Annotated in this window: 27 protein-coding genes; 20 read left to right on the top strand and 7 right to left on the bottom strand. The window is 38.7% G+C overall.

What is annotated here, in order from left to right; all coding sequences use genetic code 11:
- Positions 1 to 53 precede the first annotated feature (53 nt).
- The 5 genes from CVS95_RS08490 to CVS95_RS08470 all read left to right on the top strand — a co-directional run bounded on the left by CVS95_RS08490 (position 54) and on the right by CVS95_RS08470 (position 4,147).
- The gene (locus tag CVS95_RS08490; protein ID WP_413784127.1) at positions 54 to 1,070 is read left to right on the top strand and encodes a type II asparaginase; all 1,017 of its coding nucleotides are present in this window, start codon (positions 54 to 56) and stop codon (positions 1,068 to 1,070) included.
- Between the two features lie 108 nt (positions 1,071 to 1,178).
- Entirely contained in the window at positions 1,179 to 1,778 is a 600-nt protein-coding gene (locus CVS95_RS08485) for a LysE family translocator (RefSeq protein ID WP_107696302.1), read from the top strand.
- A 74-nt stretch (positions 1,779 to 1,852) separates the two neighbouring features.
- Positions 1,853 to 2,212 (top strand): DsrE/DsrF/TusD sulfur relay family protein, encoded by a 360-nt coding sequence (locus tag CVS95_RS08480; RefSeq protein ID WP_107696301.1) that lies wholly within the window; start codon positions 1,853 to 1,855, stop codon positions 2,210 to 2,212.
- 19 nt (positions 2,213 to 2,231) lie between these two features.
- A complete protein-coding gene (locus CVS95_RS08475) occupies positions 2,232 to 3,128 on the top strand; it encodes a DUF4299 family protein (RefSeq protein WP_107696300.1) in 897 nt (298 codons plus the stop codon).
- Between the two features lie 167 nt (positions 3,129 to 3,295).
- Positions 3,296 to 4,147, top strand: a complete 852-nt coding sequence (locus CVS95_RS08470) for a hypothetical protein (protein ID WP_107696299.1) — start codon at positions 3,296 to 3,298, stop codon at positions 4,145 to 4,147.
- Between the two features lie 20 nt (positions 4,148 to 4,167).
- On the opposite strand, the gene CVS95_RS08465 is transcribed toward CVS95_RS08470, so the two are convergent.
- Complete coding sequence (locus CVS95_RS08465; RefSeq protein WP_107696298.1) at positions 4,168 to 5,127, bottom strand: SLAC1 anion channel family protein; 960 nt, start codon at positions 5,125 to 5,127, stop codon at positions 4,168 to 4,170.
- Positions 5,128 to 5,210: 83 nt separating this feature from the next.
- Between CVS95_RS08465 and CVS95_RS08460 the strand changes: the two genes are divergently transcribed.
- From CVS95_RS08460 to glyS, 12 genes are all read left to right on the top strand, one after another.
- Positions 5,211 to 5,855 (top strand): Crp/Fnr family transcriptional regulator, encoded by a 645-nt coding sequence (locus tag CVS95_RS08460; protein ID WP_103619489.1) that lies wholly within the window; start codon positions 5,211 to 5,213, stop codon positions 5,853 to 5,855.
- Positions 5,856 to 5,939: 84 nt separating this feature from the next.
- Complete coding sequence (locus CVS95_RS08455; protein ID WP_085658304.1) at positions 5,940 to 7,277, top strand: NAD(P)/FAD-dependent oxidoreductase; 1,338 nt, start codon at positions 5,940 to 5,942, stop codon at positions 7,275 to 7,277.
- 10 nt (positions 7,278 to 7,287) lie between these two features.
- Complete coding sequence (locus tag CVS95_RS08450; RefSeq protein WP_021091464.1) at positions 7,288 to 7,449, top strand: DUF2892 domain-containing protein; 162 nt, start codon at positions 7,288 to 7,290, stop codon at positions 7,447 to 7,449.
- Between the two features lie 4 nt (positions 7,450 to 7,453).
- The gene (locus CVS95_RS08445) at positions 7,454 to 7,636 is read left to right on the top strand and encodes a DUF2892 domain-containing protein (RefSeq protein ID WP_107696297.1); all 183 of its coding nucleotides are present in this window, start codon (positions 7,454 to 7,456) and stop codon (positions 7,634 to 7,636) included.
- Positions 7,637 to 7,759: 123 nt separating this feature from the next.
- Complete coding sequence (locus CVS95_RS08440) at positions 7,760 to 8,239, top strand: 3-isopropylmalate dehydratase small subunit (RefSeq protein WP_107696313.1); 480 nt, start codon at positions 7,760 to 7,762, stop codon at positions 8,237 to 8,239.
- 3 nt (positions 8,240 to 8,242) lie between these two features.
- Positions 8,243 to 9,310 carry a 3-isopropylmalate dehydrogenase gene (leuB, locus tag CVS95_RS08435; RefSeq protein WP_107696296.1) on the top strand — a complete coding sequence of 356 codons (1,068 nt, stop codon included), beginning with the start codon at positions 8,243 to 8,245 and terminating at the stop codon, positions 9,308 to 9,310.
- Positions 9,307 to 9,552, top strand: coding sequence for a hypothetical protein (locus CVS95_RS08430; protein WP_107696295.1), 246 nt, complete (start codon positions 9,307 to 9,309; stop codon positions 9,550 to 9,552). The genes leuB and CVS95_RS08430 overlap by 4 nt, the downstream gene beginning before the upstream one ends.
- Positions 9,549 to 9,965 (top strand): CiaD-like domain-containing protein, encoded by a 417-nt coding sequence (locus CVS95_RS08425; protein WP_107696294.1) that lies wholly within the window; start codon positions 9,549 to 9,551, stop codon positions 9,963 to 9,965. The genes CVS95_RS08430 and CVS95_RS08425 overlap by 4 nt, the downstream gene beginning before the upstream one ends.
- On the top strand, positions 9,925 to 11,112 hold the full coding sequence (locus CVS95_RS08420) for a CCA tRNA nucleotidyltransferase (RefSeq protein ID WP_107696293.1): 1,188 nt from the start codon (positions 9,925 to 9,927) through the stop codon (positions 11,110 to 11,112). Before CVS95_RS08425 ends, CVS95_RS08420 begins: the two co-directional genes overlap by 41 nt.
- A gap of 74 nt (positions 11,113 to 11,186) precedes the next feature.
- Entirely contained in the window at positions 11,187 to 11,666 is a 480-nt protein-coding gene (locus CVS95_RS08415) for a tRNA (cytidine(34)-2'-O)-methyltransferase (RefSeq protein ID WP_107696292.1), read from the top strand.
- Complete coding sequence (locus tag CVS95_RS08410; RefSeq protein ID WP_107696291.1) at positions 11,663 to 13,066, top strand: endonuclease/exonuclease/phosphatase family protein; 1,404 nt, start codon at positions 11,663 to 11,665, stop codon at positions 13,064 to 13,066. Before CVS95_RS08415 ends, CVS95_RS08410 begins: the two co-directional genes overlap by 4 nt.
- Before the next feature lie 152 nt (positions 13,067 to 13,218).
- A complete protein-coding gene (gene glyS, locus CVS95_RS08405; RefSeq protein ID WP_107696290.1) occupies positions 13,219 to 15,237 on the top strand; it encodes a glycine--tRNA ligase subunit beta in 2,019 nt (672 codons plus the stop codon).
- Positions 15,238 to 15,279: 42 nt separating this feature from the next.
- On the opposite strand, the gene CVS95_RS08400 is transcribed toward glyS, so the two are convergent.
- The 6 genes from CVS95_RS08400 to alaS all read right to left on the bottom strand — a co-directional run bounded on the left by CVS95_RS08400 (position 15,280) and on the right by alaS (position 22,747).
- A complete protein-coding gene (locus CVS95_RS08400; protein ID WP_107696289.1) occupies positions 15,280 to 16,854 on the bottom strand; it encodes a phosphoethanolamine transferase in 1,575 nt (524 codons plus the stop codon).
- A gap of 76 nt (positions 16,855 to 16,930) precedes the next feature.
- A complete protein-coding gene (locus CVS95_RS08395; protein WP_103619496.1) occupies positions 16,931 to 17,218 on the bottom strand; it encodes a ComEA family DNA-binding protein in 288 nt (95 codons plus the stop codon).
- Positions 17,219 to 17,227: 9 nt separating this feature from the next.
- Positions 17,228 to 19,156: a transglycosylase domain-containing protein gene (locus CVS95_RS08390; protein ID WP_107696288.1), complete on the bottom strand. Its 1,929-nt coding sequence runs from the start codon at positions 19,154 to 19,156 to the stop codon at positions 17,228 to 17,230.
- Positions 19,153 to 19,695 (bottom strand): septum formation inhibitor Maf, encoded by a 543-nt coding sequence (gene maf, locus CVS95_RS08385; RefSeq protein WP_107696287.1) that lies wholly within the window; start codon positions 19,693 to 19,695, stop codon positions 19,153 to 19,155. Before maf ends, CVS95_RS08390 begins: the two co-directional genes overlap by 4 nt.
- Entirely contained in the window at positions 19,692 to 20,192 is a 501-nt protein-coding gene (locus CVS95_RS08380) for a 3-isopropylmalate dehydratase (protein ID WP_107696286.1), read from the bottom strand. Before CVS95_RS08380 ends, maf begins: the two co-directional genes overlap by 4 nt.
- On the bottom strand, positions 20,189 to 22,747 hold the full coding sequence (gene alaS / locus CVS95_RS08375) for an alanine--tRNA ligase (RefSeq protein WP_107696285.1): 2,559 nt from the start codon (positions 22,745 to 22,747) through the stop codon (positions 20,189 to 20,191). Before alaS ends, CVS95_RS08380 begins: the two co-directional genes overlap by 4 nt.
- 167 nt (positions 22,748 to 22,914) lie before the next feature.
- Here alaS and CVS95_RS08370 point away from each other — a divergent pair, with 167 nt between their 5' ends.
- The 3 genes from CVS95_RS08370 to CVS95_RS08360 are packed head-to-tail and all read left to right on the top strand — an operon-like array spanning position 22,915 to position 25,248.
- On the top strand, positions 22,915 to 23,784 hold the full coding sequence (locus CVS95_RS08370; protein WP_087586456.1) for a Gfo/Idh/MocA family protein: 870 nt from the start codon (positions 22,915 to 22,917) through the stop codon (positions 23,782 to 23,784).
- Positions 23,781 to 24,737 carry a ferrochelatase gene (gene hemH / locus CVS95_RS08365; RefSeq protein ID WP_107696284.1) on the top strand — a complete coding sequence of 319 codons (957 nt, stop codon included), beginning with the start codon at positions 23,781 to 23,783 and terminating at the stop codon, positions 24,735 to 24,737. The genes CVS95_RS08370 and hemH overlap by 4 nt, the downstream gene beginning before the upstream one ends.
- Positions 24,738 to 24,786: 49 nt before the next feature.
- The gene (locus CVS95_RS08360; RefSeq protein ID WP_107696283.1) at positions 24,787 to 25,248 is read left to right on the top strand and encodes a response regulator; all 462 of its coding nucleotides are present in this window, start codon (positions 24,787 to 24,789) and stop codon (positions 25,246 to 25,248) included.
- Positions 25,249 to 25,298 lie beyond the last annotated feature (50 nt).

Here is a 25,298-nt window from a genome sequence, read left to right as displayed (position 1 = left end):
AATTTTAATGCAAAGGAGCTAAAATGCGTTTAATCTTTAAGGCGGTGTTACTCATGATTTTAGGTGCTACTTTAGCGGTTGCTAAGCCAACCATCTACATCCTAGCCACTGGTGGAACGATAGCAGGAAGCGGCTCAGGTTCGCTTGATTCTAGCTATACTTCTGGAACTGTTACGGTTGATAAACTTATCGCAGCCGTACCAGATATCAACAAGATCGCTACCATAAAAGGCGAGCAAATTTCAAATATCGGCTCACAAGATATGAACAACGAAGTTTGGCTAAAGCTTGCAAATAGAATCAACGAGCTTCTAAATAGCGGCAAAGCTGATGGTATCGTTGTTACTCACGGCACAGATACTATGGAAGAGACAGCTTACTTTCTAAATTTAGTTGTTAAAAGCGACAAGCCAGTTGTACTTGTAGGTGCGATGAGAAATAGTGGCTCACTAAGTGCAGATGGCCCACTAAATTTATTTAACGCTGTAAACGTAGCTATTAGCAAAGATAGCGTAGGTAAGGGCGTTGTGGTTACTATGAATGATGAAATTCACGCTGCTAGAGAGGTGACAAAGACCAATACAACAGGCGTTGATACATTTAAATCACCAAATAGCGGCAAAATCGGAACAGTCTTTTATGGTAACGTAAAATACTATATGAATCCGATCAGAAAACACACAGCAAAATCAGCATTTGACCTAGAGGGTGTAAAAGAGCTTCCAAGAGTCGATATCATCTACTCTCACGCAAATGACAACCCTGACTTTGTAAACATAGCTGTTAAAAACGGCGCAAAAGGTATCGTTAGTGCTGGCCTTGGTAACGGCAACCCTTACTTTAGCGTACTTGACGCACTTGGTGAGGCTTCAAAAGCTGGCGTAGTGGTAGTTCGTGACTCACGTGTAGGAAGTGGCGAGACAACTATGAACGGCGAAGTTGATGACGCAAAATACGGCTTTTTAACAAGCGACAACCTAAACGCGCAAAAAGCCAGAGTGCTTTTGATGCTTGCGCTTACAAAAACAAACAATAAAGCAAAAATTCAAGAATATTTCTTGACTCACTAAAAAAGAGGCGGCTTAGTCCGCCTTTTAAATTTAAGCTATAAATTTGATCGTTGGATCTGATTTATAGCTTAAATTTTTATATTCGTTAGCTAAATTTCAAGGCTTTTTATGGACTTCTTACTCTTTTTTGCCACACTTGCTCCTATCTCACTAATGCCAGGCATCAACATGACCTATGCGATGAGTATCGGTATGAGTTTTGGTTATAAACACTCGCTTATTATGATGACCGGACAGCTTCTTTCGCTTGCTTTCGTGGCATTTTGCTGTATGCTTGGCGTGGGTGCGGTGCTTCATCATTTTGAGTACGCATTTAAGGCGCTAAACATCATCGCAGGGCTTTATATGCTCTATCTTGGCGCGATGCTTCTTTTTGGCAAGAGCGAGCTTAGCATAACAAACGTCTCAAATTTACCAAGCAAAAAGCAGATGTTTATAAACGGACTCATCGTTTGCGTCACAAATCCAAAGGCATGGATATTTTTCTCGGCTTTACTGCCTACATTTTTGGATAAAGACGATCCCTTTAGTCTCGCTCGTATGTGCTTGATCACGGCAACGCTCGTTTTTATCGAGTTTTGCTCGCTAAATATCTATGCGCTTGGCGGAGCTATGCTAAAGAAATTTTTACAAACGCACCTAAGGCTACTTGAAATTTGCACCGCCATTATCGTCTGCACGATCGGCGTACTTTTACTTTTTAGATAAATTTAGCCTCTTTTTATATAGCTTGGCTAGAATTTGCCCGGTTTGCACTACATTTTTGGCAAAAGGAGAAAAAGATGAAAAAATTTCTATTTATACTTACAAATCAACCATACAACGGTACCGACAACGCTTACAACGCATTAAGGCTAGCTAAAACGCTAAAAGAAAAAGGCGAAGAGGTTAGAATTTTTCTAATGAACGACGCGGTCGACCTTGCGCGAAATAGCACCAAAAAGCCGGAAAACTACGACGTAGATCTAGTAGCGATGTTAAAAGAGCTTTACGCTAGCGGCGCTATGCTAAAGGTTTGCGGTAGCTGCCAAACGAGGTGCGGTTTGTATGCGGGAGAGCCTTATTTCGAGGCTGAGGTGAAAGGCAGCATGGATATCTTGTCCGAGTGTGTTAGGCAGTGCGATCAAGCGATGACATTTTAGAGTAGGCGAAAGAGAATTTATGAGCGTAACATTTAAGGTAAAAAATAAAAAGAAGCTTTTGGGCGGATATGAAAAGGCGCTAAGCGAGCGCGAAATTTCAGAGTTTATAGAGGGATTTTGCTTTTTTAATAGCCAAAACGACGAGCCGAGCGAGCTTTTGCTAAACGAAAACGTGATGATTGCTGGCGTATGGCAAAAGAGCGCTCGCGGCTTTGAGCTAAGCTACGAAGACGGCAAATATATCGTTCGGGTCTGTACTCCAAGCGGCGTTGGCGATTGGCAGACGGCGATTTTGTTTCTTTCTAAAATTTCAGCCAAAACCGGCTCGAAAATAGAGTGCGACAATGAAGAAATTTACGATAGCGAGCAAATTTTAAAATTTGATTATGAAGCCGACATAATGTGGGGACTTGAAGCGTTAAAAGACGCAAAAGAGAAAAATCAAACGCTTTATATCTCTGGCCTGGAGCGCGACGTGGCGTTTGACGCGGTTATGATAGATGAAATCTTTGCAAGCGCTAGCCCTGCGGCTAAATTTGATGAGATGATGAGGCGGGTGCAGTATCTTGACGCTTATAGCGCAAGAGAGAATTTATACGAAGATAAAGACGGCAGCGAAATTTTTGGCGCATATACGCTTAGCGAAAATTTACCGACTATCTTGCCTTACGCCCCCTCTCCTTCGTGGCAGGCGCAAGAAGTTCTAGGAGAGAGAAAGGTCTCGCGCTGGATACTTACGCTAGTCGTCGGCGTAGATGATAGGGACGCGCACGTGCTCGGCGAATGCGAATATGGCGCTTTTATGGTAAATCTGCCAAAAGAAAAATATCGCTTCATAGACGCCGCAAATATACTAGTTGAGCCGCTTAGCGAAGAAGAGATGAGAGAAATTTTTAAAAAGGCAAATGAAGCTTAGGTTTAAGTTAATAAACCGCAAGGAAATGAAAATTGCCTCAGGCTTGCTTAAAAATTTAAGTCGGTTTCAAGCGCGGATTTAAACTCGTAAAAGATAGAATTTTACTGGTATTGCCGCTTTTTAGCCTAAACTAATCTAGGCTTTGCGTGATTTGAAAAAGGATAAAAATGAAAATTTTAAAGGCTATTTTAGCGGCGGCATTGGCGGTTTGTTATCTAAACTCGGCCGTTTTACCGCAAAACGACTGGAACAAAAGAGAGCTAAAAGGCGAGGTAAAAAGCATGACGGCTACGGAGTATGAATACTCTACGGACGGCTCCGGGACGCTAGAAAATACGCGCGTAAGGCGGACGGAGTTTAACGAAAACGGCTATATACTGCAAGAAACCGAGCATATAAACGGCGTACCGAACGGCTCGGTTTTGTTTGAGTACGGCAAAGACGGGTTAGTGCGCAAAAAATATCAAGACAGCGCCGTTTATCTATACGAATACGAATTTGACGGCGAAAATTTAGTCGCGACGGCCAAAAAACGGTATATCGAGGATAGATTTTACCCCCGCACGGAGAAAACTACCTACGGCAAGGACGGCAAAATGATCGCTCGGGCTGTGTATTCGGGCGGGACGCTAGTGACGGACGATAGCTACGTCTACGATGAAAGGGGCGTTTTAGTGCGGATAGAAAATAATATGGAGCCGCGCCACGGTATAGAGATAAGCTTCGAGCGCAAGCCAAACGGCGAATACGAAAAAATCACGCAAGGCCCGAACTCAAAATGGGTTTATTACTACGCCGCAAACGGCGACGAGATGGAGTATACGTCGGTAAATTACTTCGGCTCCGAGGCAAAAATCTGGCAAATCTTGCAGTTTAAAGACATAACGAGGGACGAGCGTGGAAATTTGACGCATAAAACCTCGGTCAAATTTAAGCCCGCGGACAAATACTATGAAAACGGCGACATAACGGAAATCGGCCTATATAAAAAGCTAGAAATCAGCTACGAATACTACTAAAGTAAATTTTTGAGTTAAGGCTATTTTTCCGAAAAAATTTCGCCGTTTATTATGGATTTAACCGTTAAAAATCCGACTATCAAAATCGAAGCGACTAGAGCCGCAAAAGCACCGACGCCTAAAACTAAGTAAAAATCGCTTTGCGTAATTTCGTAAGCTTTTAAAAACGCTATGGAGCTAGCGGCCGTCGGGAAGGTAAAAGCCCACCACGATAGGGCGAATTTGAGTTTAATAAATCTTTTATACGAAAAAAGTATAAGCGCGGCGAAAAATACGTTTATATTAAGCAGTATCGCCGCAAAAGCGTCGAATCGCTCGGTTAATTTTACGTATCCTAAAAACGCCATAGCCGGCGGCGCTAGCGTAATGACTAGCGTCGGGACGAATTTATCGGCTAACCTATCGCAAAAGACTAATCTGTAAAATATAACGGCGAATAAAATAATCCAGAAAAATAGCCCCAAACTAAAATAATACCAGATCTCTTGAGATTTTTCGGCTATGATCGGAATTAGCAAGTTGCCCACTACGGGGATAAACCATGCCGGATTTAGCATTGCGATATCGAATTTTTCGTCAATCCAAAAAGAAATTACGTAAAGCGTAAAAATCGTTTGCAAGCCTAAAGCCGCGTAAAAGAGCGAGTAGTATAGTCGCGGCGCGTCTTTGTAGGCCAGAGCTAAAAGAAAAAGCGAGATGATAAATCCGCCGAAAAAATTTATCTTTATAGGGTGCGAAAATTCGGCCTTTATCTCTTCTTTAAATTTTAAAAACTTAAAGAAGTAAAACGCCGAAAGTAGGCAAAATACCGTGCAGTCTAACGCTCTAAGCGCCGAGAATATCTCGCTCGGTAAATCAAATATCTCGCTTAATTTCTTATAGGCCGCGCAAAGCCCTCCAAGCCCCATAGTACCGGCAAAAAGCATAATCGGCAGCGATTTTATTTTGCTTTGCGAGTCGTTTTTCTTAACGTCGTGCATTGTTTTTCTTTTCGTATTAAATTTTTATGCAATATTACCTATAATAAGGTTAAATTTTTGTAACGAAGTCACGAAAGGGCAAAATGCTAAGCGAAGAGTTAAAAGAAATTTTGCGCGAGAGGTTTACGAATAATTTCGATCTAGCAAGCGAGGATCTAAATGCGATCTTTGCTAACGCGTATCTAAAAACCGTAAAAAAGGGCGATATATTTTACTCCGGAAACGATTGCTTCGGATTTATCCTTATACTAAAAGGCGTTTTAAGGGCGTTCGTGTCGTCTAACGCAAAGGAAATAACGATATTTAGGCTAACTAAAGACGAGAGTTGCGTGCTGTGCGATACGTGTTCTATAAATTCGCTAGAAAATAAAGTAAGCGTCGAAATCGAGCAAGATAGCGAGATTATCGTTATTCCGGCGCGAATTTACAAACCTCTTAAAGAAAAATATCCAAGCATTTTAAATTTTACTCTAAAAATCGTAGCCGATCGGTTTGCCAGAACGATAAACGTTATGGAGCAGGCTTTGTTTTCGCCGCTTTCGGCGCGGATTATGAATTTTTTATCCCAAAGCATCGAAAATCTAAACGAAAATTTTATAAAAATAACTCACGAAGAGCTGGCGAATCATCTAGGAAGCGCTAGAGAAGCGGTATCTAGGGTGCTAAAAGAGCTTGAGAGAAGCGGGCAAATAACGCAAAGCCGCGGCGAAATAAGGCTTGTTTCTTAAGATTCTCGTTTTAAGGTAACTTTGTTACGGAGAGAGCGGCCTTTTTTATGTAGCATTTCATAAACTCGTTTGAAAGGAGAATTTATGAAAGGACTGCAAAGAAGAGACGCTTTAAAGCTAATGGGGGCCGCGGGACTAGCCGCGAGTATGAGCGGTTGTTCGGCAACGGGCGGCGAAAACGACGATATAAATTCTAAAATCGTCATAATGGGCGCAGGACTTAGCGGTATCGCGTTGGCGGCTAAACTTAGAAGAGATATGCCTAACGCCAAGGTAATTCTCGTGGATAAAGACGAGAAATTTTACTACCAGCCGGGCTTTACGCTAATTGCCGTCGGAATTTACGAAGCTAGCGACGTCGTTTACGAAAAAGCGGATTATATCCCGCAAGGAGCCGAGTGGATACGCAAAAACGTATCGGAGATAAAACCCGAAGCCAATCTACTCGTCCTAGACGACGGGAGCGAACTAGGGTATGATTATCTAATCGTAGCAAGCGGCGTGGAATACGATTTTGAGGCCGTTAAGGGGCTGAGCTTAGAGGATATTAACGATACGAGCGGCAACATATCCTCCGTCTACACTCTACAAGGTGCCGTAAAAAGCAACGAGCTGATGAAAAAATTCTCTCAAAACGGCGGCGCGGCGGTATTTTGTGATCAAAAAACCCCAATGAAATGTAGCGGCGCTAATAAAAAAGTAACATGCATGAGCGAAGATAGGCTGAGGTTGGCCGGTAACCGCGATAAAGGCAGCGTTAATCTTTACGTCGGCGGCGGCAAGCTTTTCGGCGATCCGACTTATGCCGCGGCGATGACTCAAATAATGATAAAAAGAAAGATAAAATTTAATCTTCGCCACCAAATCGTAGCCGTCGATAAAAGCTCAAATACCGCTACTTTCGAGTTTTGGACGGCGTATAGGCAAAACGGCGAAGATAAAATCGCATCCGAGCTAATCGACGTAAAATACGACTGGCTTCACTTGCCGCCTAAGCAAAAAGGAAGCGAAATTTTAGCTCGCGCCGGCCTAACCAAAGAGGGCGACAAGCTAAATTTCCTAGCCGTCGATAAATACAGCCTACAAAGTACAAAATTTAAAAATATATTCGGTATCGGCGATATTTGCGGATTTGCGGCCGGCAAAACGGGAGCTAGCGTTAGGAAAATGTATCCGATCTTAGCTAAAAATTTAGCCGATACGATAAAAGGACGAGAACCTAGCGAGAAATTTACAGGATATACGGCTTGCCCTTTTATCACCAAATACGGCAAGGCCATAATGGTAGAGTTTGACTGGGAGGGAACGGCTCCGACGCTAGAGTGCTTCGGTGCTACCAGGGAGAGCTATATGAGTTGGCTGGTTAAAATTTACGGATTTAAACCTATGGTTATGAACGGAATGCTAAAAGCTTTGGCTTAAAGGAGATAAAATGAGCGTTTTAGATAAAACTATACGTTTGATTATAGCGGCGATTTGGTTTTTTATTTTCGGATTTATTTGCGACTGCTGGTTGTGGACGGTTGGGCTAATTCCGCTTTTAACGGGATATTACGGCTACTGCCCGCTTTATAAAATTTTCAAGAAAAGGTAAAAATATGGTAAGCGTAAAAAGTAGAATTATTAGGGTCGTACTAGGGCTAGTTTTTATGGCGGCAGTTTGGTATTTTTACGAGAGCTACTGGGCGTTAATCGGGTTAATCCCGATTATCGTCGGCGTTACGGGTTTTTGCCCGGCGTGTAAATTCTTGGGCAGGTGTTCTTTAAATTTAAAAAAATAAAAAGGGCGTTAAACGCCCTTTGCCTTGTCCTTTAGCCGTTTGGGCCGCAAATTTTATTCGCCGTTTGATGAATTATTTAGCTACTTTTGGCTAAAATCTCGAAAATTTAAAAAAGGCGAAACGATGAATAAAGTTTGGAAATTCGGCGACAATATCGATACCGATATAATTATCGCCGCCAGATACTTAAATACTTCCGACGAAAATATCTTAGCAAAACATATAATGGAGGACGCCGATCCTAATTTTAGCACCAAGATAGATAAGGGCGACATTATCGTAGCGGGCGAAAATTTCGGCTGCGGTAGCTCTCGCGAGCACGCTCCTATCGCGCTTAAAGCTGCCGGTATAGGTGCGGTGATAGCTAAAAGCTATGCGAGAATTTTTTATAGAAATAGCTTTAATACGGGACTTTTAATACTTGAGATCAAAGAAACGGACGAGATAAACGAGGGCGACGAACTAAAAATAGACGTAGATAACGGCACGATCGTAAATCTAACCAGCGGCAAAGAGTATAAATTTAGCCCTATACCGCCGTTTATGCAAGAGCTTCTAAACGCCGGCGGACTTATAGAATACGCAAAAGTAAAGTTGGATTAAATAATGAGAGAATATAAAATTTGTGTTATAAAAGGCGATGGCATCGGCCCTGAGATCATAGATGAAGCGATAAAAATTTTAGATGTCGTTAGCGCTGAGTTTGGGATAAAATTTGAGTACGACTACAAGCTTATGGGTGGTGCAGCTTATGATGTATTTGGCGTGCCTTTGCCAGATGAGACGCTTAACTCTGCTCTAAACTCTGATGCTGTGCTTTTTGGAGCGATCGGTGGCGAGAAGTGGGATAATTTGCCAAGACATCTAAGGCCAGAGAGCGGGCTTTTAAAGATTAGAAAAGAGCTAGAAGCTTATGCAAATTTACGTCCAGCCATTGTTTTTGATGAGCTAGTGGATGCTAGCACGCTAAAGCCAGAGGTTTTAAGAGGCGTTGATTTTGTCGTGGTTCGTGAGCTAACGGGCGGACTTTATTTTGGACAGCCACGTGAAAAAGGCGAAGATAGAGCGTTTAATACGATGGTTTATTCTAAATTTGAGATCGAGCGCATCGCAAAGATCGCTTTTGAAACAGCAATGCTTCGAAAGAAAAAGGTCTGCATGGTCGATAAGGCAAATGTGCTTGAGACAAGCCAGTTTTGGCGCGAGGTGACTAGCGAGGTGGCTAAAAATTACCCTGAAGTAGAGCTTAGCTTTATGTATGTGGATAATGCGGCGATGCAGTTAGTAAGAGCGCCAGCAAATTTTGACGTCATCCTTACTGAAAATTTATTTGGCGACATCTTAAGTGACGAAGCGAGTATGATCTGTGGCTCGATAGGACTACTTCCAAGTGCTAGTATGGGCGGTAAAGTGGGAATTTATGAGCCAATACATGGCTCAGCACCAGACATCGCAGGGCAGGGCATAGCAAATCCAATCGCAACAATTTTAAGTGCAGCGATGATGCTAAGATACGCATTTAGTGAAAATGAAGCCGCAGATACGATAGAAAATGCTGTGAAAGAGGCACTTGCAAAAGGTTATAGAACAAAAGATATCGCTGCTTTTAATGCGGTTGAAATTTGCTCAACTAGCGAGATAGGCGATGTTATCGCAGGATTTATCAAAAAATGAAAAACACAATCACTGAAGCACTGATCTACGAAGCTCAGGGGCTAAAAGATGATGCACTTGAAATTTATAAAAATATCTTAAAGCAAGATCCATCAAACAAAGACGCCCTTAGCGCGATAAACCGCCTGAGCGGACTTCGCAAAGAGCGAGCGATAAAAAACAAGCAGATGAAAGAGTTTTTTATAGCGATGAAAAGTGATGAAGAGATAAATGAATTTAAAAGGTGGTTGATAAGATTATGAAGCTTGATGATATCGCTAGAATGGCAATCAGTGAGGTTAGCGCTGAGCTTGAGAAAATAGAAGCATTGCAAAGTAAGAAGCAAGAAGAGCTTGAGCGAGAGAATTTAAAAAAAGAGCTTTTGGCTATAGAGTCTAATGAAAATGCACTAAATAACGAGCTAAAAGTTGAGGCAAATTTACAAAATGAGCAAGCGTTTGAAGTAAAAGAGGATCCAGCAAGTCTAACAAAAAGTAGAGAAGTGAGCGAAGAGAAAATTTTCTTAGCAAACCTTGCTGAGCGCATAGAAGTGCTTTTTGAAGGGCTTAAACAAACTAGTGAACAAAATCTTGCTTCAAGGCTTGAGCTAACGACAAAATTTTTAGAATTTACCCTTGCAAATATCGAAAATAGACTCCAAAATCTCTCAAAATAAGCCATTGGACGGCTCAAAAAATGAGATAAAAATCAAAAATAAAATTTATAAAAATAGCGAGCTAGACTTTTTTAGATCGCTATTTTCTCCATTTACTTCACGTGTCTATCTAGTTGGTGGCTGTGTGAGAGATGCGTTCTTGGGGCGAGAAATTTATGATTATGACATCGAAGTTTATGACATTGAGCCTACTAAATTTAATGAGCTAATGGCTAGTATAGGCGCTAGCGGTGTTGGTAAAAGCTACTTTATCTACAAATACAAAAACTACGATATTGGGCTTCCAAGAAGCGAGAGCAAAACTGGAAATTCACACAAAGACTTTGCAGTAAGCTATATTAATGATCCCAAAATGGCGAGCCTTAGGCGAGATTTTACGATAAATGCCATGATGATGAATATCTTTAATGGAGAAATTTTAGACTTTTACGGCGGGAAGCAAGATTTAGCAAACAAGATATTAAGGCACATTGATAGTGAAAAATTTAAAGAAGATCCGCTAAGGGTGCTACGTGGCGTGCAGTTTAGCGCAAGGCTTGATTTTAGCATAGCTGATGATACGCTAGAGCTTATGAAAACGCTTGATTTATCGCATCTAAGTAAGGATAGGATAAATACTGAGCTTATTAAATTTTTTCGCGCAAAGTATCTAGAAAAGGGAGCTTACTATCTTTTTGAGCTTGGGTTTTTTAAAGAAATTTTTGGCGTGCAAATTTCTATGGACGATGGGTTTTTAAGTGATCTTAAGAGTGCTAGAGAATTTGTGGATGATGAGAGGCTATTTTTGTATCTTTTGTTTGGCAAATTTGAGTTTGACGCAAAAGAAATTTTAGAGAAAATGCGTCTGCCAAAGAGCTACTTTTCTATCTTAAAGCAGCCTTATTTTAAGGATATGCCAAGCGATAAAGATCTAATGCAAATTGCTCTAAATATGCCTATAAAATCATGGCTTGGAGCTTATAATAAAGAGCGGATAGAGCGTGCTGTGAAGCTTGGAATTTATGAGGCAAAATTTGACGCGAAAGTTGATGTGGCAGAAATTTTATCAGCTGGTTTTAAAAACGAAGAGATCGCAAAAGAGATAAAACGTAGGCAAGAGTTTGAAATTTCAAAATATCTAAGCGAGTATAGGCCTAGAAAAGATTAGTCTTTAAAACTCTTAAAAGCCCATTTTGGCTAAAATAGGCTAGTTTATAACACTTTTTAAGGCAAAGAAAGCTTATGTTTAACATAGTCTTAGTTCATCCTCAGATACCGCAAAATACTGGAGCTATCGGTAGAATGTGCGTTAATGCAAATTTAAAGCTACATATCGTTAAGCCAACGGTCTTTGATCTGAGCGAAAAGGCTGTTAGACGAGCAGGGCTTGACTACTGGAAAATTTTAAATCCAAAAATTTGGGATAGTTTGGAAGAATTTTTAGAAGCAAACTTAAGCCACAAGGATAGATTTTTCTTCGCTACCACAAAGACAAATAGGCTTTACTACGAGATTAGGTTTAAGCCAGGAGATTTTATATTTTTTGGTGGTGAGAGTACTGGGCTGCCAAGAGAATTTATGGATATAAATTTTAAAAACGCCATAACCATACCAATGGGAAAAGAGGGCAGAAGCTTAAATTTAGCTATGAGTGCTGGTATTATCGCTTATGAGGCGATCAGGCAAAATATCGCTGAATTTGACTTTAGGAGTGAGATTTGAGAGTAGTTTTTGCTTTGGTTTTTACCATTTTAGTGGCATTTGCGAGTGAAATTAGCATCGCAACTTATAATGTGCAAAATTTATTTGATTGCAAAGATGATGGTAGCGAGTATCTTGATTTTAAAGTAGGCGTATCAAAATGGGACTGCGAGGCGGCTGATTCAAAACTACAAAGGACAAGACAAGTCATAAATGCATTAAATACTGACATTATCGCACTTCAAGAGATCGAAAATGAGCAGGTTTTAAAAGCTCTGGTAAGTGATAGCGAGTATAAATTCGTTAGTTTTACAAAGGAGAAAAACTCACCTGTTGGGCTTGGGCTTATTTCAAAATTGCAGCCAAGTAGCAGTGAAATTTTTAAAGTTCCAAACGTAAAGACGAGAAATATTTTAAAGGTTGTTTTTGAGAAGGAAGGCAAGAAATTTAGCATATTTGTAAATCACTTTCCAACTTATAAAAATGGCATAAATATGCAAAAAAAGGCTGAAAAAACGTTAAGAACGGCTCTAGGCAAAGAGAAAAATGCGATTATTTTGGGTGATTTTAACTCGCCCTTTGGACAAAAATCCATCCTAAATGACATCATTGCAACGAGAAATTTTTATGATCTTTATAAAGAGCTTGAGCCAAAAGATAGATATTCTCACGCAGTACATGGCAAAAAAAGAGCGATTGATCATGTTTTACTTTCACCTAGTTTTATGGAAAATGGCGATCTAAGCTATGTTAGCGGCAGTTTTGAAGTCTTTAAACCAAGCTTTGCAGTTGATGAAAAAGGCTTTGCAAAGAGCGACCTTTACTCAGATCACTTTGCACTAAAGTTTAAAATTTCAACTGATCCAAGCCCAGTAAAAAAAGGCTTTGTAAGTAAAATTTTTAAAAAAGATGAAAATAAAGCCAATAAAAAAATAAGCGAACAAAGCTATAAGACGGCTGATGTAGATACGCTTTTTGATCATCTAGAAGCTGTGCCAGCAGTGATTGAAAAAGCGGTTGTTATCTTAAAAGATAAGCATGGCTTTATTTTCTCGAAAAATCACCGTGGAATTTATGTTTATGATCCTAAAAATAGCGTTACTGTAGGTGAAGAGCTAGATGTTTTAGTAAAGCGAATGAAAATTTATAAAGATGCGCTTGAAGTCAGCTCTTATGAGATCATAAATGAGCATGGCACAAAAGATATTAGCGAAAATTTATTAGATGCATCGCAATTAAGCGAAGCTAGAAGTGGCGATGTCTTTGCTAAAATTTCTGGTAGACTAGAGAGGGGCTATCTGCATACACCATACGGTAAGATCAGGGTTTATAGTAAGAAAAAGCTAAAAGATGGCGAGTATAGTTTTGAAAACGCGAGAGTTAAAATTTACAAGAGAGAAAACCAAATCGTTGTGGAGTAGAGAGTGCAAATTTTAGATATTTTTATGATTACGGCGTTTGTTTTATTTCTTATTTTTATGATAAGAGGCGTCATTTTGCAGTCACAGGAGAAGGAGAGGGCAAGAAAAATGGTAAGAGAAAAAAGAGAAAATTTTAATAAAAAGAGTGAAATATGAAAGAGTTATTATTAGAAATTGGAGTTGAGGAGCTTCCAGCGATACCGTTTTTAAGGGAGCTACCAAATATCAATGCTAAATGGCAGGCTGTGCTTGAAAAATATAATCTTGTAAGTCCTTTTAAATTTTATTATACGCCGCGTCGTTTGGTCTTTTTTCATGAGAAATTTCCACAATCTCAGCCTGACAGCGTAGCTAGCTTTATCGGTGCGCCAAAGCAAGTTGCGCTAAAAGATGGAGTCTTTACGAAAGCTGCACTTAGCTTTGCAAATAAATGCGATATAAGCGAGAGCGAGCTTAAATTTAAAGAGATAGACGGCAAAGAGGTGCTTTACTACGAAAAAGAGGTAAAAGGCGAGCCGGTTGCCAAGATAATGGGAGAGATGGTTGAGGAGTTTTTAAAGAGTCTTAACTTTGGCAAGTCTATGCGCTGGGGCAACGGCGAGTTTGAGTTCATTCGTCCGATAAGATCGTTTTTGTGTTTACTTGGCGATGAGGTCATAAAATTTAATAAATTTGGCGTTGAGAGCGGTGATTCAACCTATCCACATAGAAGCATTAGCTATGACAAGATAAAAATTTCAAATATAAAAGAGTATTTTGAAGGCTCAAAGAGCCGTGGTGTCGTGCTTGAAGCAGGCGAGAGAGAAAAAATAATCCTTGATGAGTTTGAAAAAATTAGCCAAAAAAGTGGGCTAAAGATCGAAATCGATAAAGACTTGTTAGCTGAAGTCGTGGCGATCACCGAGTATCCAACAGCACTTCTTGGCTCGTTTGAAGAGGAATTTTTGGAGGTGCCAAGTGAGGTCATCATCACTTCAATGAAGGAAAATCAGCGCTACTTTCCAGTCTTTAAAAATGGTAAACTCGCAAATGGCTTCGTTGTCGTTAGCAACGCCATAACGCAGGACTACTCGCTCATCATCAAAGGCAATGAAAAGGTGCTAAGAGCAAGACTAAGTGATGCGATGTTCTTTTGGCAAAGCGACCTAGCGCACGAATTTAGCCCAGAAAAACTAAAAAATATAACTTATCTAAAAGAGCTTGGAAGTATCTATGAAAAAGAGCTTAGAGAGCTACAAGTGGCTAAAAAGCTTGCTAGTAACTATGACGAGCTACTCAAAAAAGAAGCTGGCGAGTACGCGGCTAAGCTTGAGCGAGCTGTGATGTTAAGCAAGGCTGATCTTACAACACAGATGGTTTATGAGTTTACCGAGCTTCAAGGTATCATGGGTGCTTACTACGCAAAGGCAAAAAATGAGGATGAAGATGTCGTTTTAGCCATAAAAGAGCAGTATTTGCCAGACGGTGAAGAGGCGCAGTGCCCAAGCAAGGTTTTTAGCTCGGTTGTGGCACTTTCAAATAAGCTTGATACGCTAATGGGGCTCTTTAGCATCGGTAAAATTCCAAGCGGCACAAAAGATCCATACGCTCTAAGACGCGCAGCAAATGGCGTGATAAAGATCGTTTTGGCGCATAATTTGAAATTTAATGTAAAAGAAATTTTAGAAGATATCGCAAAAGATTATAAGAAATTTGACGTTGAAGTGCTTATAAATTTCATCCTTGATAGGCTCTACACCTTTTTTGATGCAAATGCTTCTATCGTAAAAGCTTGCATAAAAAGCGGCGAAAAGGACATCTTGGAGCTAACTAAGATGATAGAAGCACTTGCTAAAATTTCAAGCGAGCCAAATTTTAGGGAGAATTTCTCGACATTTAAGCGCCTTGCAAACATTATAAAAGATGATAAATTTAGCAAGGTTGAAGAGAATCTCTTTGAGATAGATGCTGAAAAAGCCCTAAATGATGCATTTAAAGCGGTCGATAAGAGCCTAGCGTATGAGCCAAGGCTAAAAGCGCTATTTGCCCTAAAACCGCAGATCGATGAGTTTTTTGACAAAGTTATGATAAATGTTGAAAATGAGAAAGTGCGAAACAATCGCGTCGCGATCATCGGCCAAATTTATAGCGAGATACTAAAAGTAGCTGATATAAAAGAGATCAGCTTTTAAATTTGTGCCAGCTTCGGGCTCTTGCCTAGGCTGGCTTTAAATTTACTCCCTAAAAATATCAAATTCTGGCTCGTAAGCCTTGGTTTTTACCCCAAAATATCCAAGAACTGAGCTAAATATAAAATCATGCGAAAGACTTTCGTTTTTTCTAGTTTTTAGCCTTTTTAAAAGCTCGCTATCGCTTAAAAATACGATGGCTGGGATGTGTTTTTGCTCATCTGGAGCGATAGAATAAGGCAGACCATGTAAATATATGCCATTTTCGCCTAGGCTCTCCCCGTGATCTGAGAAAAATAACATGGCAACTTCAAATTCATCTTTTCTTGCTTCAAGGGCGTTTATTAGCTCGCTTTGTAGATAGTCCTCATATAAAATAGTGTTGTCGTAGGTATTTGCTATCTCATCTGGCGTACATTTATTTAGCTCGGCAGTATCACACGTTGGGGTAAATTCTTTAAATTTGCTTGGGTAGCCTTTGTAGTAGATAGGGCCATGCGAGCCTTGCAAATGCAATACAATGAATGTAGTGGAATTTGCATCTTCGATGACCTTTTTTGCCTCATTAAATATCACTTCGTCAAAGCCTTCTGCTCTATGATCTGAAGTATGGTTTTGATCAAGATTGTCGCAAACACCCTTGCAACCACCACTGTTGTTGCCAAAAAAGTATGTTTTTATACCAAGCTTATTGATGATATTAACTAAATTTTCACGAGCTTTTGCTTCACGGTTGCTAAAATTTTCTCGCTTTAAGTCTGAAAATAGGCAAGGTACACTAATCTCTGTGGCTGTTCCACATGAGTAGAAATTTGTAAAACTTACCACGCCTTTTTGTTTAGTAAATTTATTAGTATCATTTTTGGTATAGCCATTTAGTGAGTAGTTTCTGCTTCTTTGCGTCTCACCAACTATCAAAACTAAAATTTTCTTTTTATCATCAGCTAGTACCGCATCATCTGCTACATAAGCAAAAGGTAGTGGTTTTTGTGCGATCGATTTTACTAGTTTTACAGCTGAATAGATGGGATAGTATGGGAGCAATGCGGTTCTTAAATTCGAGTGTTCTCTAAAAAATGGTATAAAAATTTTAGACGTTAATGAAAATATGATAGCTATCGCAACTATAGAAAATGAGATAATTTTTACTCTTGATTTAAGCTCATTTTTGAAACTATCATAGTTAATCTTTACAAATTCTACATATATGCAAGGTAAGATGGTTGTAAAAATTATCCAAAAAATTAAATCTGTACCAAAGTAACTAAAGGCTTCTTTGGTGTCGGTGTGTAGGACGTTTAATAACATATCTTTATCTATAATAACACCATATACTTGCATAAAGTAAGCAGATATGCCACTTGCTAAAATCAAAATAATCGCAACTGGCTTTAGTAAAAAAGGTAAAAATAAAATACAAAAAATACTAGCGAAAACTAAGATAAAGACAATTGCAAATATAAGAAAAAAGAATATAGAAAAAGATAGTTGATTATTTTGTAGAAAGCCTGAAAGAACGCCTTTGTATAGAAATATATAATTTATAAAAAATATGTAAGCAATAAATAAAATCAGAAACTTTAAAAAACTGATATTTTTAAATTTATTAATATTTAGCATCTTTTCAGCCTTTGTAAAAAGCCATAATAATAGGACTCAAATGTAAATGGCTAGAAATTTCAAATAAAAAATAAGATTATTTTTTCTTGCCTTTGGAGTTTTTTGCTTCAGTTTTTTTGACTTTCGCATTCTCTTTTATGCTAAGTTTTTCTTTAACTTTTTGCATATCGTTAAAGCCAATACCTTGGACTTTTTCAAGTTCATCGATGCTTTTAAATTTATGGGCTTTTCTGTATTTTATAATGTTTAACGCTTGGCCTTTGCTTAGCCCAAGCTCCATTAACTCGTTTTTGCTGGCTGTATTTAGATTAGCGCCATATGCAATACTTGCAACTACTAAACAAAGTAAAATTTTAATCCACATCTTATCTTCCTAAAACAATAATCCATCGTTTTCTTGATCTTGTATGATGTCATTTGCTGGCATATTTTGAGGTAGTGGTGAGTCGTTTGTGTAGTATTCGTCACTGCCACCATAATAGCCTTTATAAACACCATCTGGCTGCTCAAATGCACGTCTTAAAGTAGGATAAAGCTTAATGTAGCCTTCCATAAATTTTTTAAACACAGGTGCTGCTGTCCTGCCGCCGCCTTCAATCTTTTTCATAGGGCTGTTGTCGTCATTTCCGTACCAGATTATCGCTTCGATATCAGGTGAGTAACCACAAAACCAAGCATCGATGTTATTATTTGTTGTGCCGGTTTTGCCTGCTATTTGGATGCCATTTATTTTTGCGTTACGTCCAGTACCATTATTTACGACATTTTGAAGAAGTGTCGTCATCAAAAATGCCTGTTCTGGTTTTAGCACTTGCTTTCTTTGTGGTTCATAATCCATCGAAGCCCCAAAGCTATTTTCTATATGCTTAATAAGTGTTGGCTCAACCATCTCGCCCTCATTTGGGAACATCGAGTAAAATTTTGCAAAATCAAGTGGCGAAATCCCAAAGCTTCCAAGTGCGATAGATAAATTTTCTGGGATATCGTTAAAGCCCATATCAGTAAGCTGTTTGCGAACCGAGCTAAGACCAAGATCGTTTAGCAAATTTATGGTTGCGAGGTTACGCGACTGGGTTATGGCTGATTTTATAGTGATATAGCCTTGAAAACCGCCACTATAATTCTTTGGTGTCCACTCTTTGCCATTTCCCATGTCAAATGTCCTGGCGATATCTGCTACTTGAGAGACGACTGAGTAGCCATTATCAAGTGCTATTTGATAGATAAATGGCTTAAAGCTAGATCCTGGCTGGCGCTTGCTTTGAGTGGCGCGGTTATAGCTGCTTTTTGCATAGTCGATACCGCCAATTAGTGCCAAAATTTGACCACTTTGTGGATGAGTGACTACTATAGCTCCATTTAGGATTTCTGCATTTGCTTTTTTGTCGCGCTTTAAAATTTCATTGTAGCCATAGACTAGAGCTTCTTGAGCGATCTTTTGAACATTTAGATCAACTGTGCTTTGTATCTTATAGCCGCCAGTTTTTATATCGTCAAATTTTTTAGAGGCCTCTTTTATTATCTCATCGACTACGTAAGGGGCTTTATTTCTTGTGAGAGTATCGTCAAAGACTGCTGGCTCTTCAAGTACACCTTTGCGGTACTCATCCTCATTTATCCAGCCGATGCTATACATTCTCTCAAGCACTCTGTTTGCACGGCTAAGCGACAAATCAAGGTGCTTTGTAGGATCATAGGTGCTTGGAGCCTTTGGTAAGCCAACTAGCATGGCAACCTCTTTTATGCTTAGCTCATTTAGCTCTTTTCTAAAATATCCTTCAGCTGCTGTTTTTATGCCGTAGTAGCCATGTCCAAAATAGACGTGGTTTAGGTATCTTTCGATGATATCTTCTTTGCTAAGCTCGCTTTCAAGCTTCATGGCAAGCACGATTTCTTTTATCTTTCTTGTAAATTTCTTCTCACGGCTTAGAGCCAAATTTTTAATGAGCTGTTGTGTTAGTGTTGAAGCTCCCTCGACTAGTTTTCTGGCCTTGATATCTTTTATGGCAGCTCTTGCCATAGCTTCTACGTTTATGCCACCATGCTCAAAGTAGCTCGTATCCTCGATAGCCACGAGTGCTTCGATGACACGCGGTGGGATGTCGTTATACTTTACGTAAATTCTATTTTCTTCAAAGATATTTGCGATGAGTTCGTTGTTTCTATCAAAAATTTGCGTTGTAAGCTTTGGTTTATAATCAATAATAGCGTAAGCATCAAATCTAACTTGTGAGTAAAAATATAAAAATGCTCCGCCAAGCGAAATGGCAACTATAAAGATAAATGCCAAAATATATTTCATAAAAATGCCTTTAATATTTTTAAATTTAGTCCCATGGCCGTGCTAGTCTCGCCGTGCTGGGAGATGATATATTTTTTATTAAAATTTTCTATCGTCATGGCTCCAGCCTTGCCTTGCCACTCATTATTTTTTATGTATTCATTAAGGTCATGCTCGTCAAATTTTTTAAATTTATACGTAGTCTTACTTACGTTTATAAGCTCAAATTCGCCTAAAAATATCATCGCCGTATAGACGTTGCATTCGTTGCCACTTTGTAAATTTAGCATAGCAAGCGCCTCATTCTCGTCTTTTGCTTTACCTAAAATTTTATCTCCACATGCCACGCAGCTATCTGCAAAGAGCAAATTTTTAAGACCTACATTTTCTTTTAAAAATTGTTCTTTTTTAGCTTTTACGACATTTTGGACATAAATTTCAGGCTTTACGTTTTTTTCTATCTTACTCTCGTCAAACTGGAAAGAAATTTGAGTGAAATTTATACCAGCTTCTTTTAATAAATTTGCCCTTGTTGGCGAGCTTGAAGCGAGCATTATCATAAAAATACCTTATAGCTTATACCAAGATAAATAGCTGCTAAAGAAGCTAATAAATTTAGTGGTGTAAAATAATAAATTATAACAATCAAACTCTCGTTTAGCTCGATCATTTCATGCGATCTTAGTGCTTTTAAAGCCTTTTTGTATCTATAAAATATATAGCTTAAATTTAATAGCAAAAATAGTTCTATTGCGCATTTTGTTACTACCATCGCACTTGCCATAGGATTTGTCAAATTTGCATCATAAAATCCAAAAATTATAACTATGCTTGTCGCTATCACGCAAAGGATTAGTATGAAAATCGTAATGCCAAAGCGTCTTATAATGTGAAGTAAGATGTGATAGCGTTCCTTGTCTTCAAATTTATTTTTTATAAAGTAACTTCCAACAAGCACAAGACCGGCTTGTAGCCCCACAAAAAGAGCTACAGAGCATACATGCAAAAATAGTACTACTTGGTCAAATTTTATAAAAGCTATATCGTAATGACTCATTTTTCTAAGGCTTGCCTTGCGTACTCAAGTGAGTCTTTTATCGCATCTTCTATCATTGATGCATCTTTGCCACCGGCTGTTGCAAAGTCATCTTTGCCACCGCCATTGCCACCTAGGATTTGCGCTGCAAATTTTACCCAAGCACCTGCCTTTAAAGGAGCGTTTTTAACTCCAGCTGCAAGAGAAATTTTGCCACTCTCATCGACTTGCGCTAGCAAAATAGCAGCACTTTCATGCTCATTTTTAAACTCGTCTATCAAGGTTTTTATGTCTCCACTATCTACGCTTGTAACGCAAAGTTTGGTTTTATTTATATCTAAATAGACTAGCTCATGAGAATTTTTAGCATTTTTTAGTTTGTCTTTTAAAACTCTTAGTTCATTTTTTAGCTTTTTGATCGCATTTAGTGGCTCGGTGCTCTTTAGCTCATCTTTTAGCTCGTCAAGCTCAGCTCTAAATGATCTTGCTAAATTTAGTGCAGCCCTTGAGCAAACGGCCTCTATACGCCTAACACCAGCACTTACGCCACTCTCTTTTATGATAAAAAATGATCCAATCTCATCTATATTTTTTACGTGTGTGCCACCGCAAAGCTCTTTGCTAACATTGCCAAAGCTAACGACTCTTACATCATCAGCGTATTTTTCATTAAATAGTGCGATAGCTCCACTCTTTTTAGCATCTTCAAGTTTCATAAGTTCTGTTTTTGAGTTAGCGCCATTTAGTATCCACTCATTTACTAAATTTTCAATCTTTGAAATTTCTTCGCTAGTAAGCGCTTTTGGATGTGAGAAGTCAAACCTTAGCCTATCTGCTTCTACGCTTGAGCCAGCTTGAGCGATATGCGTGCCAAGCACGTTTCTAAGGGCCGCATGAAGTAAGTGTGTAGCACTGTGATGACGCGCGATCTGGGCTCTATCGCTGCCCACTTCAAGCTCTACTTCGTTGCCAACTTTTAGCGCCGCGCTAGTTTTTACTAAAGATAAATTTAGTCCATGAAATTTTTGCGTATCAAGCACATTTGCTTTGCCTACTATCTTACCGCTATCACCGCACTGGCCGCCACTTTGAGCATAAAATGGAGTGACGTCAAACATCACCCAGCCCTCTTTGCCAGCATCTAAACTATCTACATTTTTAAATTCTTCATCAAGCAGGGCTAGAATTTTACTTTTGCTCTTAAGCTCTTCGTAGCCTATAAATTTATTCTCGCCAAATTTTTCAAGTAGCTCTTTAAAGTCGCCCTTCGCGCTCTTGTCGCCACTGCCTTTCCAGGCAGCTTTTGCACGTGCTTTTTGCTCACTCATAAGCTCATCAAACCTTGCCTCATCGACTTTTAGGCCCTTTTCTCTAAGCATATCAGCTGTTAGATCAAGCGGAAAGCCAAATGTGTCATAAAGCTTAAACGCAGCCTCTCCGCTAAAAATTTCTTTTGTATTTTTAAGCTCGCTCTCAAATAGCTCCAAACCGCTAGCAATAGTCGCTAGAAATCTCTCTTCTTCAAGCTTTATCTGCTCTTTTACAGCCGCTTTTTTCTCATTTAGATAGGTGTAGTGCTCGCCCATTAGCTCGCAAACTTTATCGACAAGCTTATACATAAATGGCTCTTTTATACCTAGCAAGTATCCATGGCGGATCGCACGGCGTAAGATGCGGCGAAGCACGTAGCCACGGCCTTCTTTGTCAAATGTCGTACCCTGAGCTAGCAAAAATGTAACCGAGCGGATGTGATCGCTTATGACGCGGTAGCTAGCGCCACTTTCATAGACGTATGGCTTGCCACAAAGCTTTGCTACTTCGTTAATTAGCGGCATAAAAAGTGAGCTATCGTAGTTGCTAAATTTACCCTGCAAGATAGCTGTAACACGCTCAAGTCCCATACCTGTATCGATACTTGGCTTTGGTAGTGGGCTTAGCTTGCCGTCCGCACTTCTTTCATACTGCATGAAAACAAGGTTCCAGATCTCTAAAAATCTATCGCCATCGCCGCCCATGTAGTCTTCAGGTGTGTTAAAGTGTTCAGCGCCTTGATCGTAAAAAATTTCACTGCAAGGGCCGCATGGTCCAGTATCGCCCATCTGCCAGAAGTTATCATGGTCGCCAAAGCGGTAAATTCTCTCTTTTGCGATGTGAGTGCTCCAAATTTCAAACGCCTCATCGTCGCTTTCGTGAACGGTCACATAAAGCTTATCTTTTGGCAGTTTTAGTATTTCTGTTACAAATTCCCAAGCGTAAGCGATCGCCTCTTTTTTGAAGTACTCGCCGAAGCTAAAATTTCCTAACATCTCAAAAAACGTGTGGTGGCGTGCTGTGTAGCCGACGTTATCAAGATCGTTATGCTTACCGCCAGCTCTTATGCAGGTCTGACAGCTAGTGCGAATAGGTGGTGTTGGGCGTGGCACTTCGCCTGTGAAAATACTCTTAAATGGCACCATACCAGCGTTTGTGAAAAGTAGCGTTGCATCATTTGGCACGAGTGGTGCAGAAGCTACTACTTCGTGACCTTTTGATTTAAAAAAATCAAGATACGCCTTTCTTATATCTAAATTTTGCATTTTTATCCTCGTTAGTTTTAAATTTTGCTCGATTTTAGCTAAAAATCGTTTGTAAATTTATAAAAAAATACAAAATTAATTTTTGCTTAATATATTTTATAAATTTATTTGTTTAAAAGCGATTTGCAATTAAAATAGCCTAAAAATTTATAACTAAAAGGTCTTTAGTGAAACTCAAAATTGGCATTGTTGGATACAATCTAGTTGGCAAGCGGCACTATATGGAGCTGAGGCGTTCTGACAAATTTGAAGTTTGTGGAGTTTTTGATAAAGAAAATAGAGATGATGCTTGCAGAGCTCCGTTTTTTGATGAGTTTAAGAAATTTATAGAAGTAGCCCAGCCGCAAGCTGTCGTACTTTGTCTGCCTCAACATGAGATCGTAGAGGCCTTTTGTCAGTGTGCAAAATATTGTCAAAATATATTGATTTCAAGGCCTGTATTTAAAAGCGTAAGTGAGCTAAAAGAGATAAAATATGCGTCAGTTGTAAATAAAGTCAGAGTTTGTACTGGCGTTGATGAGCGCTTTAATCCGACCATCATTTCATTAAAAAAGGCACTTTTGAAAGAAGAAGAAATTTATAGCATTTCAATTGCGCATTTTAAACCACTTTGTGAGGGAAATATTATAAACGAGCTTTCGCTTTGCGATATAGATCTTGCTAAAAATTTAGTAGGTAGCGAAGTCTGCAATTTCTTTTATACTCAGGCAAATAAAACCAATACCAAAGTATGCGATAATGTTGGAATTAACATTAAAATGAAAAATCAAATTTTAGTAAATATTACCGATTCGTTCTGTGGTTCATTAGAACGTTTCAAAATAGAAGTAAATGCAAAAGAAGGTGTTTATTTTGGTGATCTTATTGATTATAAACTTCACAGAGTAAATGAAAATGGTCAGATGAATTTAAAAACGGATCCTTTAAACAATGAAATAAAAGCTCAATACGATGCTTTTTATGACCTTTGCCAAAGCGGCGAAAACATCGAACTTTCAAGTATTGACGATGCTATAAAAATTAAGGAGTTATTTTGAAGAAAAAGGCACTTTTGCTTTTAAATATGGGTGGTGCAAATAACCTTGATGATGTAGAAATTTTTTTAAAAAATATGTTTGATGATCCATATATTTTGGGCATAAAAAATAAATTTTTAAGAAAACTTGTAGCTTTTATGATAGTAAAAGGTAGACTAAAGGCTGCACAGCACAACTATAAACAAATCGGTGGCAAGTCGCCTATTTGTGAGCTTACAAAAAAGCTTTGCGATAAAATTTCAAGCTTTGAAAATGAGTTTAGTGCGATTGATTTTGCGATGAACTATACTTCGCCTTTTACAAAAGAAGTGCTGAAAAAATATGAAAATTTTGATGAGATAGTACTTTTGCCACTTTATCCTCATCATTCACAAACTACGATAACTTCGAGTTTAGATGATTTTAAAAAAGCAAAAGATGAGTTAGGCGTAAAGGCTAAAATTTTGCTTTGCGGGCCATTTTATGATGATGAAATTTATAATAAAATCATAATCTCGCACATAAATGAAGCCATAAATAATATAGATATAAGCGATGTGGAACTTATCTTTTCGGCTCATTCGTTGCCTCAAAAGATTATCGATAAAGGTGATGTCTACGAAAAACATATAAATGAGCATGTGCAAATTTTAAGCAAAATGATAAAAGATAGTGGACTAAACTTCAAAGAGATAAATTTAGCATACCAATCGCGCCTTGGCCCTGTAAAATGGCTAGAGCCCTCACTAAATGAAATTTTGGCAAAGTGTAAGAGTAAAAAGGCTCTTATCTATCCGCTCTCTTTTTGTATAGATAACTCCGAGACCATTTTTGAGCTAGTTATTGAGTATGCAAAGATTGCAAAAGAGCTAAATTTTAGCTTCTACAAGGTTGTTTGGTGCCCAAATTTTAGTGATGAGTTTGCTAGTTTTATCTTACAAAAAGCAAAAACAGCCAAAGAGATTAACTTTTAGGAATAAATCTTGCTTATAAAATATATCTCAATACAGTAAAAGGAGATATATGAAGGTACAAAATAACGACATAATCGATTATTTATTGCAATCAGGCTCAAGCAAAACTAAGGATAAAAAAAATAGTTTTGATGAAATTTTAAGCCTTGCTATGGATAAGATCGCAAGCGATGCAAAAATTTCAGATAAGATTGAACAGTTTAAAAAAAGACTTACTGAAATTGGCGCAGTTGGTTTTATAAGTGAGCTAAATTCTAACAAGATAGAAGAAAAAATAGCCCAAAAGAAAAAGGAGCTAACTGAACTTCTAGGCATAGATGATCCCGCAAAAACACAGGATCAAAAAAATGAGCTACTTAAAATAATGGATAAAATTTTAAGTGATTACCGCAAAGAGCTAAATGTAGCACTTGCTAATCAAGCTCTGCTAGAGAAGCAAAAAAATCTTAATAGTAAGAATAGTAACTCGGTTAATCTAAGTTCTGTTTTAAATGAGCTAGGACTTGCTTAAAATTTATATAAAAGATATTTAAGCCTATATAACTTTGCCAAAAAATCTAT

The sequence above is a fragment of the Campylobacter concisus genome (assembly GCF_003048905.1).
Taxonomy (GTDB): domain Bacteria; phylum Campylobacterota; class Campylobacteria; order Campylobacterales; family Campylobacteraceae; genus Campylobacter_A; species Campylobacter_A concisus_V.
The sequence above is the reverse complement of the archived record's forward strand: the minus strand, read 5'-3'. Positions and strand labels throughout refer to the sequence as shown.

Bases quoted from the DNA above. Each gene is read 5' to 3' on its own strand.
- CVS95_RS08490 (WP_413784127.1), top strand. From the start codon at position 54: ATGATTTTAGGTGCTACTTTAGCGGTTGCTAAGCCAACCATCTACATC.
- CVS95_RS08485 (WP_107696302.1), top strand. From the start codon at position 1,179: ATGGACTTCTTACTCTTTTTTGCCACACTTGCTCCTATCTCACTAATG.
- CVS95_RS08480 (WP_107696301.1), top strand. From the start codon at position 1,853: ATGAAAAAATTTCTATTTATACTTACAAATCAACCATACAACGGTACC.
- CVS95_RS08475 (WP_107696300.1), top strand. From the start codon at position 2,232: ATGAGCGTAACATTTAAGGTAAAAAATAAAAAGAAGCTTTTGGGCGGA.
- CVS95_RS08470 (WP_107696299.1), top strand. From the start codon at position 3,296: ATGAAAATTTTAAAGGCTATTTTAGCGGCGGCATTGGCGGTTTGTTAT.
- CVS95_RS08465 (WP_107696298.1), bottom strand. From the start codon at position 5,127: ATGCACGACGTTAAGAAAAACGACTCGCAAAGCAAAATAAAATCGCTG.
- CVS95_RS08460 (WP_103619489.1), top strand. From the start codon at position 5,211: ATGCTAAGCGAAGAGTTAAAAGAAATTTTGCGCGAGAGGTTTACGAAT.
- CVS95_RS08455 (WP_085658304.1), top strand. From the start codon at position 5,940: ATGAAAGGACTGCAAAGAAGAGACGCTTTAAAGCTAATGGGGGCCGCG.
- CVS95_RS08450 (WP_021091464.1), top strand. From the start codon at position 7,288: ATGAGCGTTTTAGATAAAACTATACGTTTGATTATAGCGGCGATTTGG.
- CVS95_RS08445 (WP_107696297.1), top strand. From the start codon at position 7,454: ATGGTAAGCGTAAAAAGTAGAATTATTAGGGTCGTACTAGGGCTAGTT.
- CVS95_RS08440 (WP_107696313.1), top strand. From the start codon at position 7,760: ATGAATAAAGTTTGGAAATTCGGCGACAATATCGATACCGATATAATT.
- leuB (WP_107696296.1), top strand. From the start codon at position 8,243: ATGAGAGAATATAAAATTTGTGTTATAAAAGGCGATGGCATCGGCCCT.
- CVS95_RS08430 (WP_107696295.1), top strand. From the start codon at position 9,307: ATGAAAAACACAATCACTGAAGCACTGATCTACGAAGCTCAGGGGCTA.
- CVS95_RS08425 (WP_107696294.1), top strand. From the start codon at position 9,549: ATGAAGCTTGATGATATCGCTAGAATGGCAATCAGTGAGGTTAGCGCT.
- CVS95_RS08415 (WP_107696292.1), top strand. From the start codon at position 11,187: ATGTTTAACATAGTCTTAGTTCATCCTCAGATACCGCAAAATACTGGA.
- glyS (WP_107696290.1), top strand. From the start codon at position 13,219: ATGAAAGAGTTATTATTAGAAATTGGAGTTGAGGAGCTTCCAGCGATA.
- CVS95_RS08400 (WP_107696289.1), bottom strand. From the start codon at position 16,854: ATGCTAAATATTAATAAATTTAAAAATATCAGTTTTTTAAAGTTTCTG.
- CVS95_RS08395 (WP_103619496.1), bottom strand. From the start codon at position 17,218: ATGTGGATTAAAATTTTACTTTGTTTAGTAGTTGCAAGTATTGCATAT.
- CVS95_RS08390 (WP_107696288.1), bottom strand. From the start codon at position 19,156: ATGAAATATATTTTGGCATTTATCTTTATAGTTGCCATTTCGCTTGGC.
- maf (WP_107696287.1), bottom strand. From the start codon at position 19,695: ATGATAATGCTCGCTTCAAGCTCGCCAACAAGGGCAAATTTATTAAAA.
- CVS95_RS08380 (WP_107696286.1), bottom strand. From the start codon at position 20,192: ATGAGTCATTACGATATAGCTTTTATAAAATTTGACCAAGTAGTACTA.
- alaS (WP_107696285.1), bottom strand. From the start codon at position 22,747: ATGCAAAATTTAGATATAAGAAAGGCGTATCTTGATTTTTTTAAATCA.
- CVS95_RS08360 (WP_107696283.1), top strand. From the start codon at position 24,787: ATGAAGGTACAAAATAACGACATAATCGATTATTTATTGCAATCAGGC.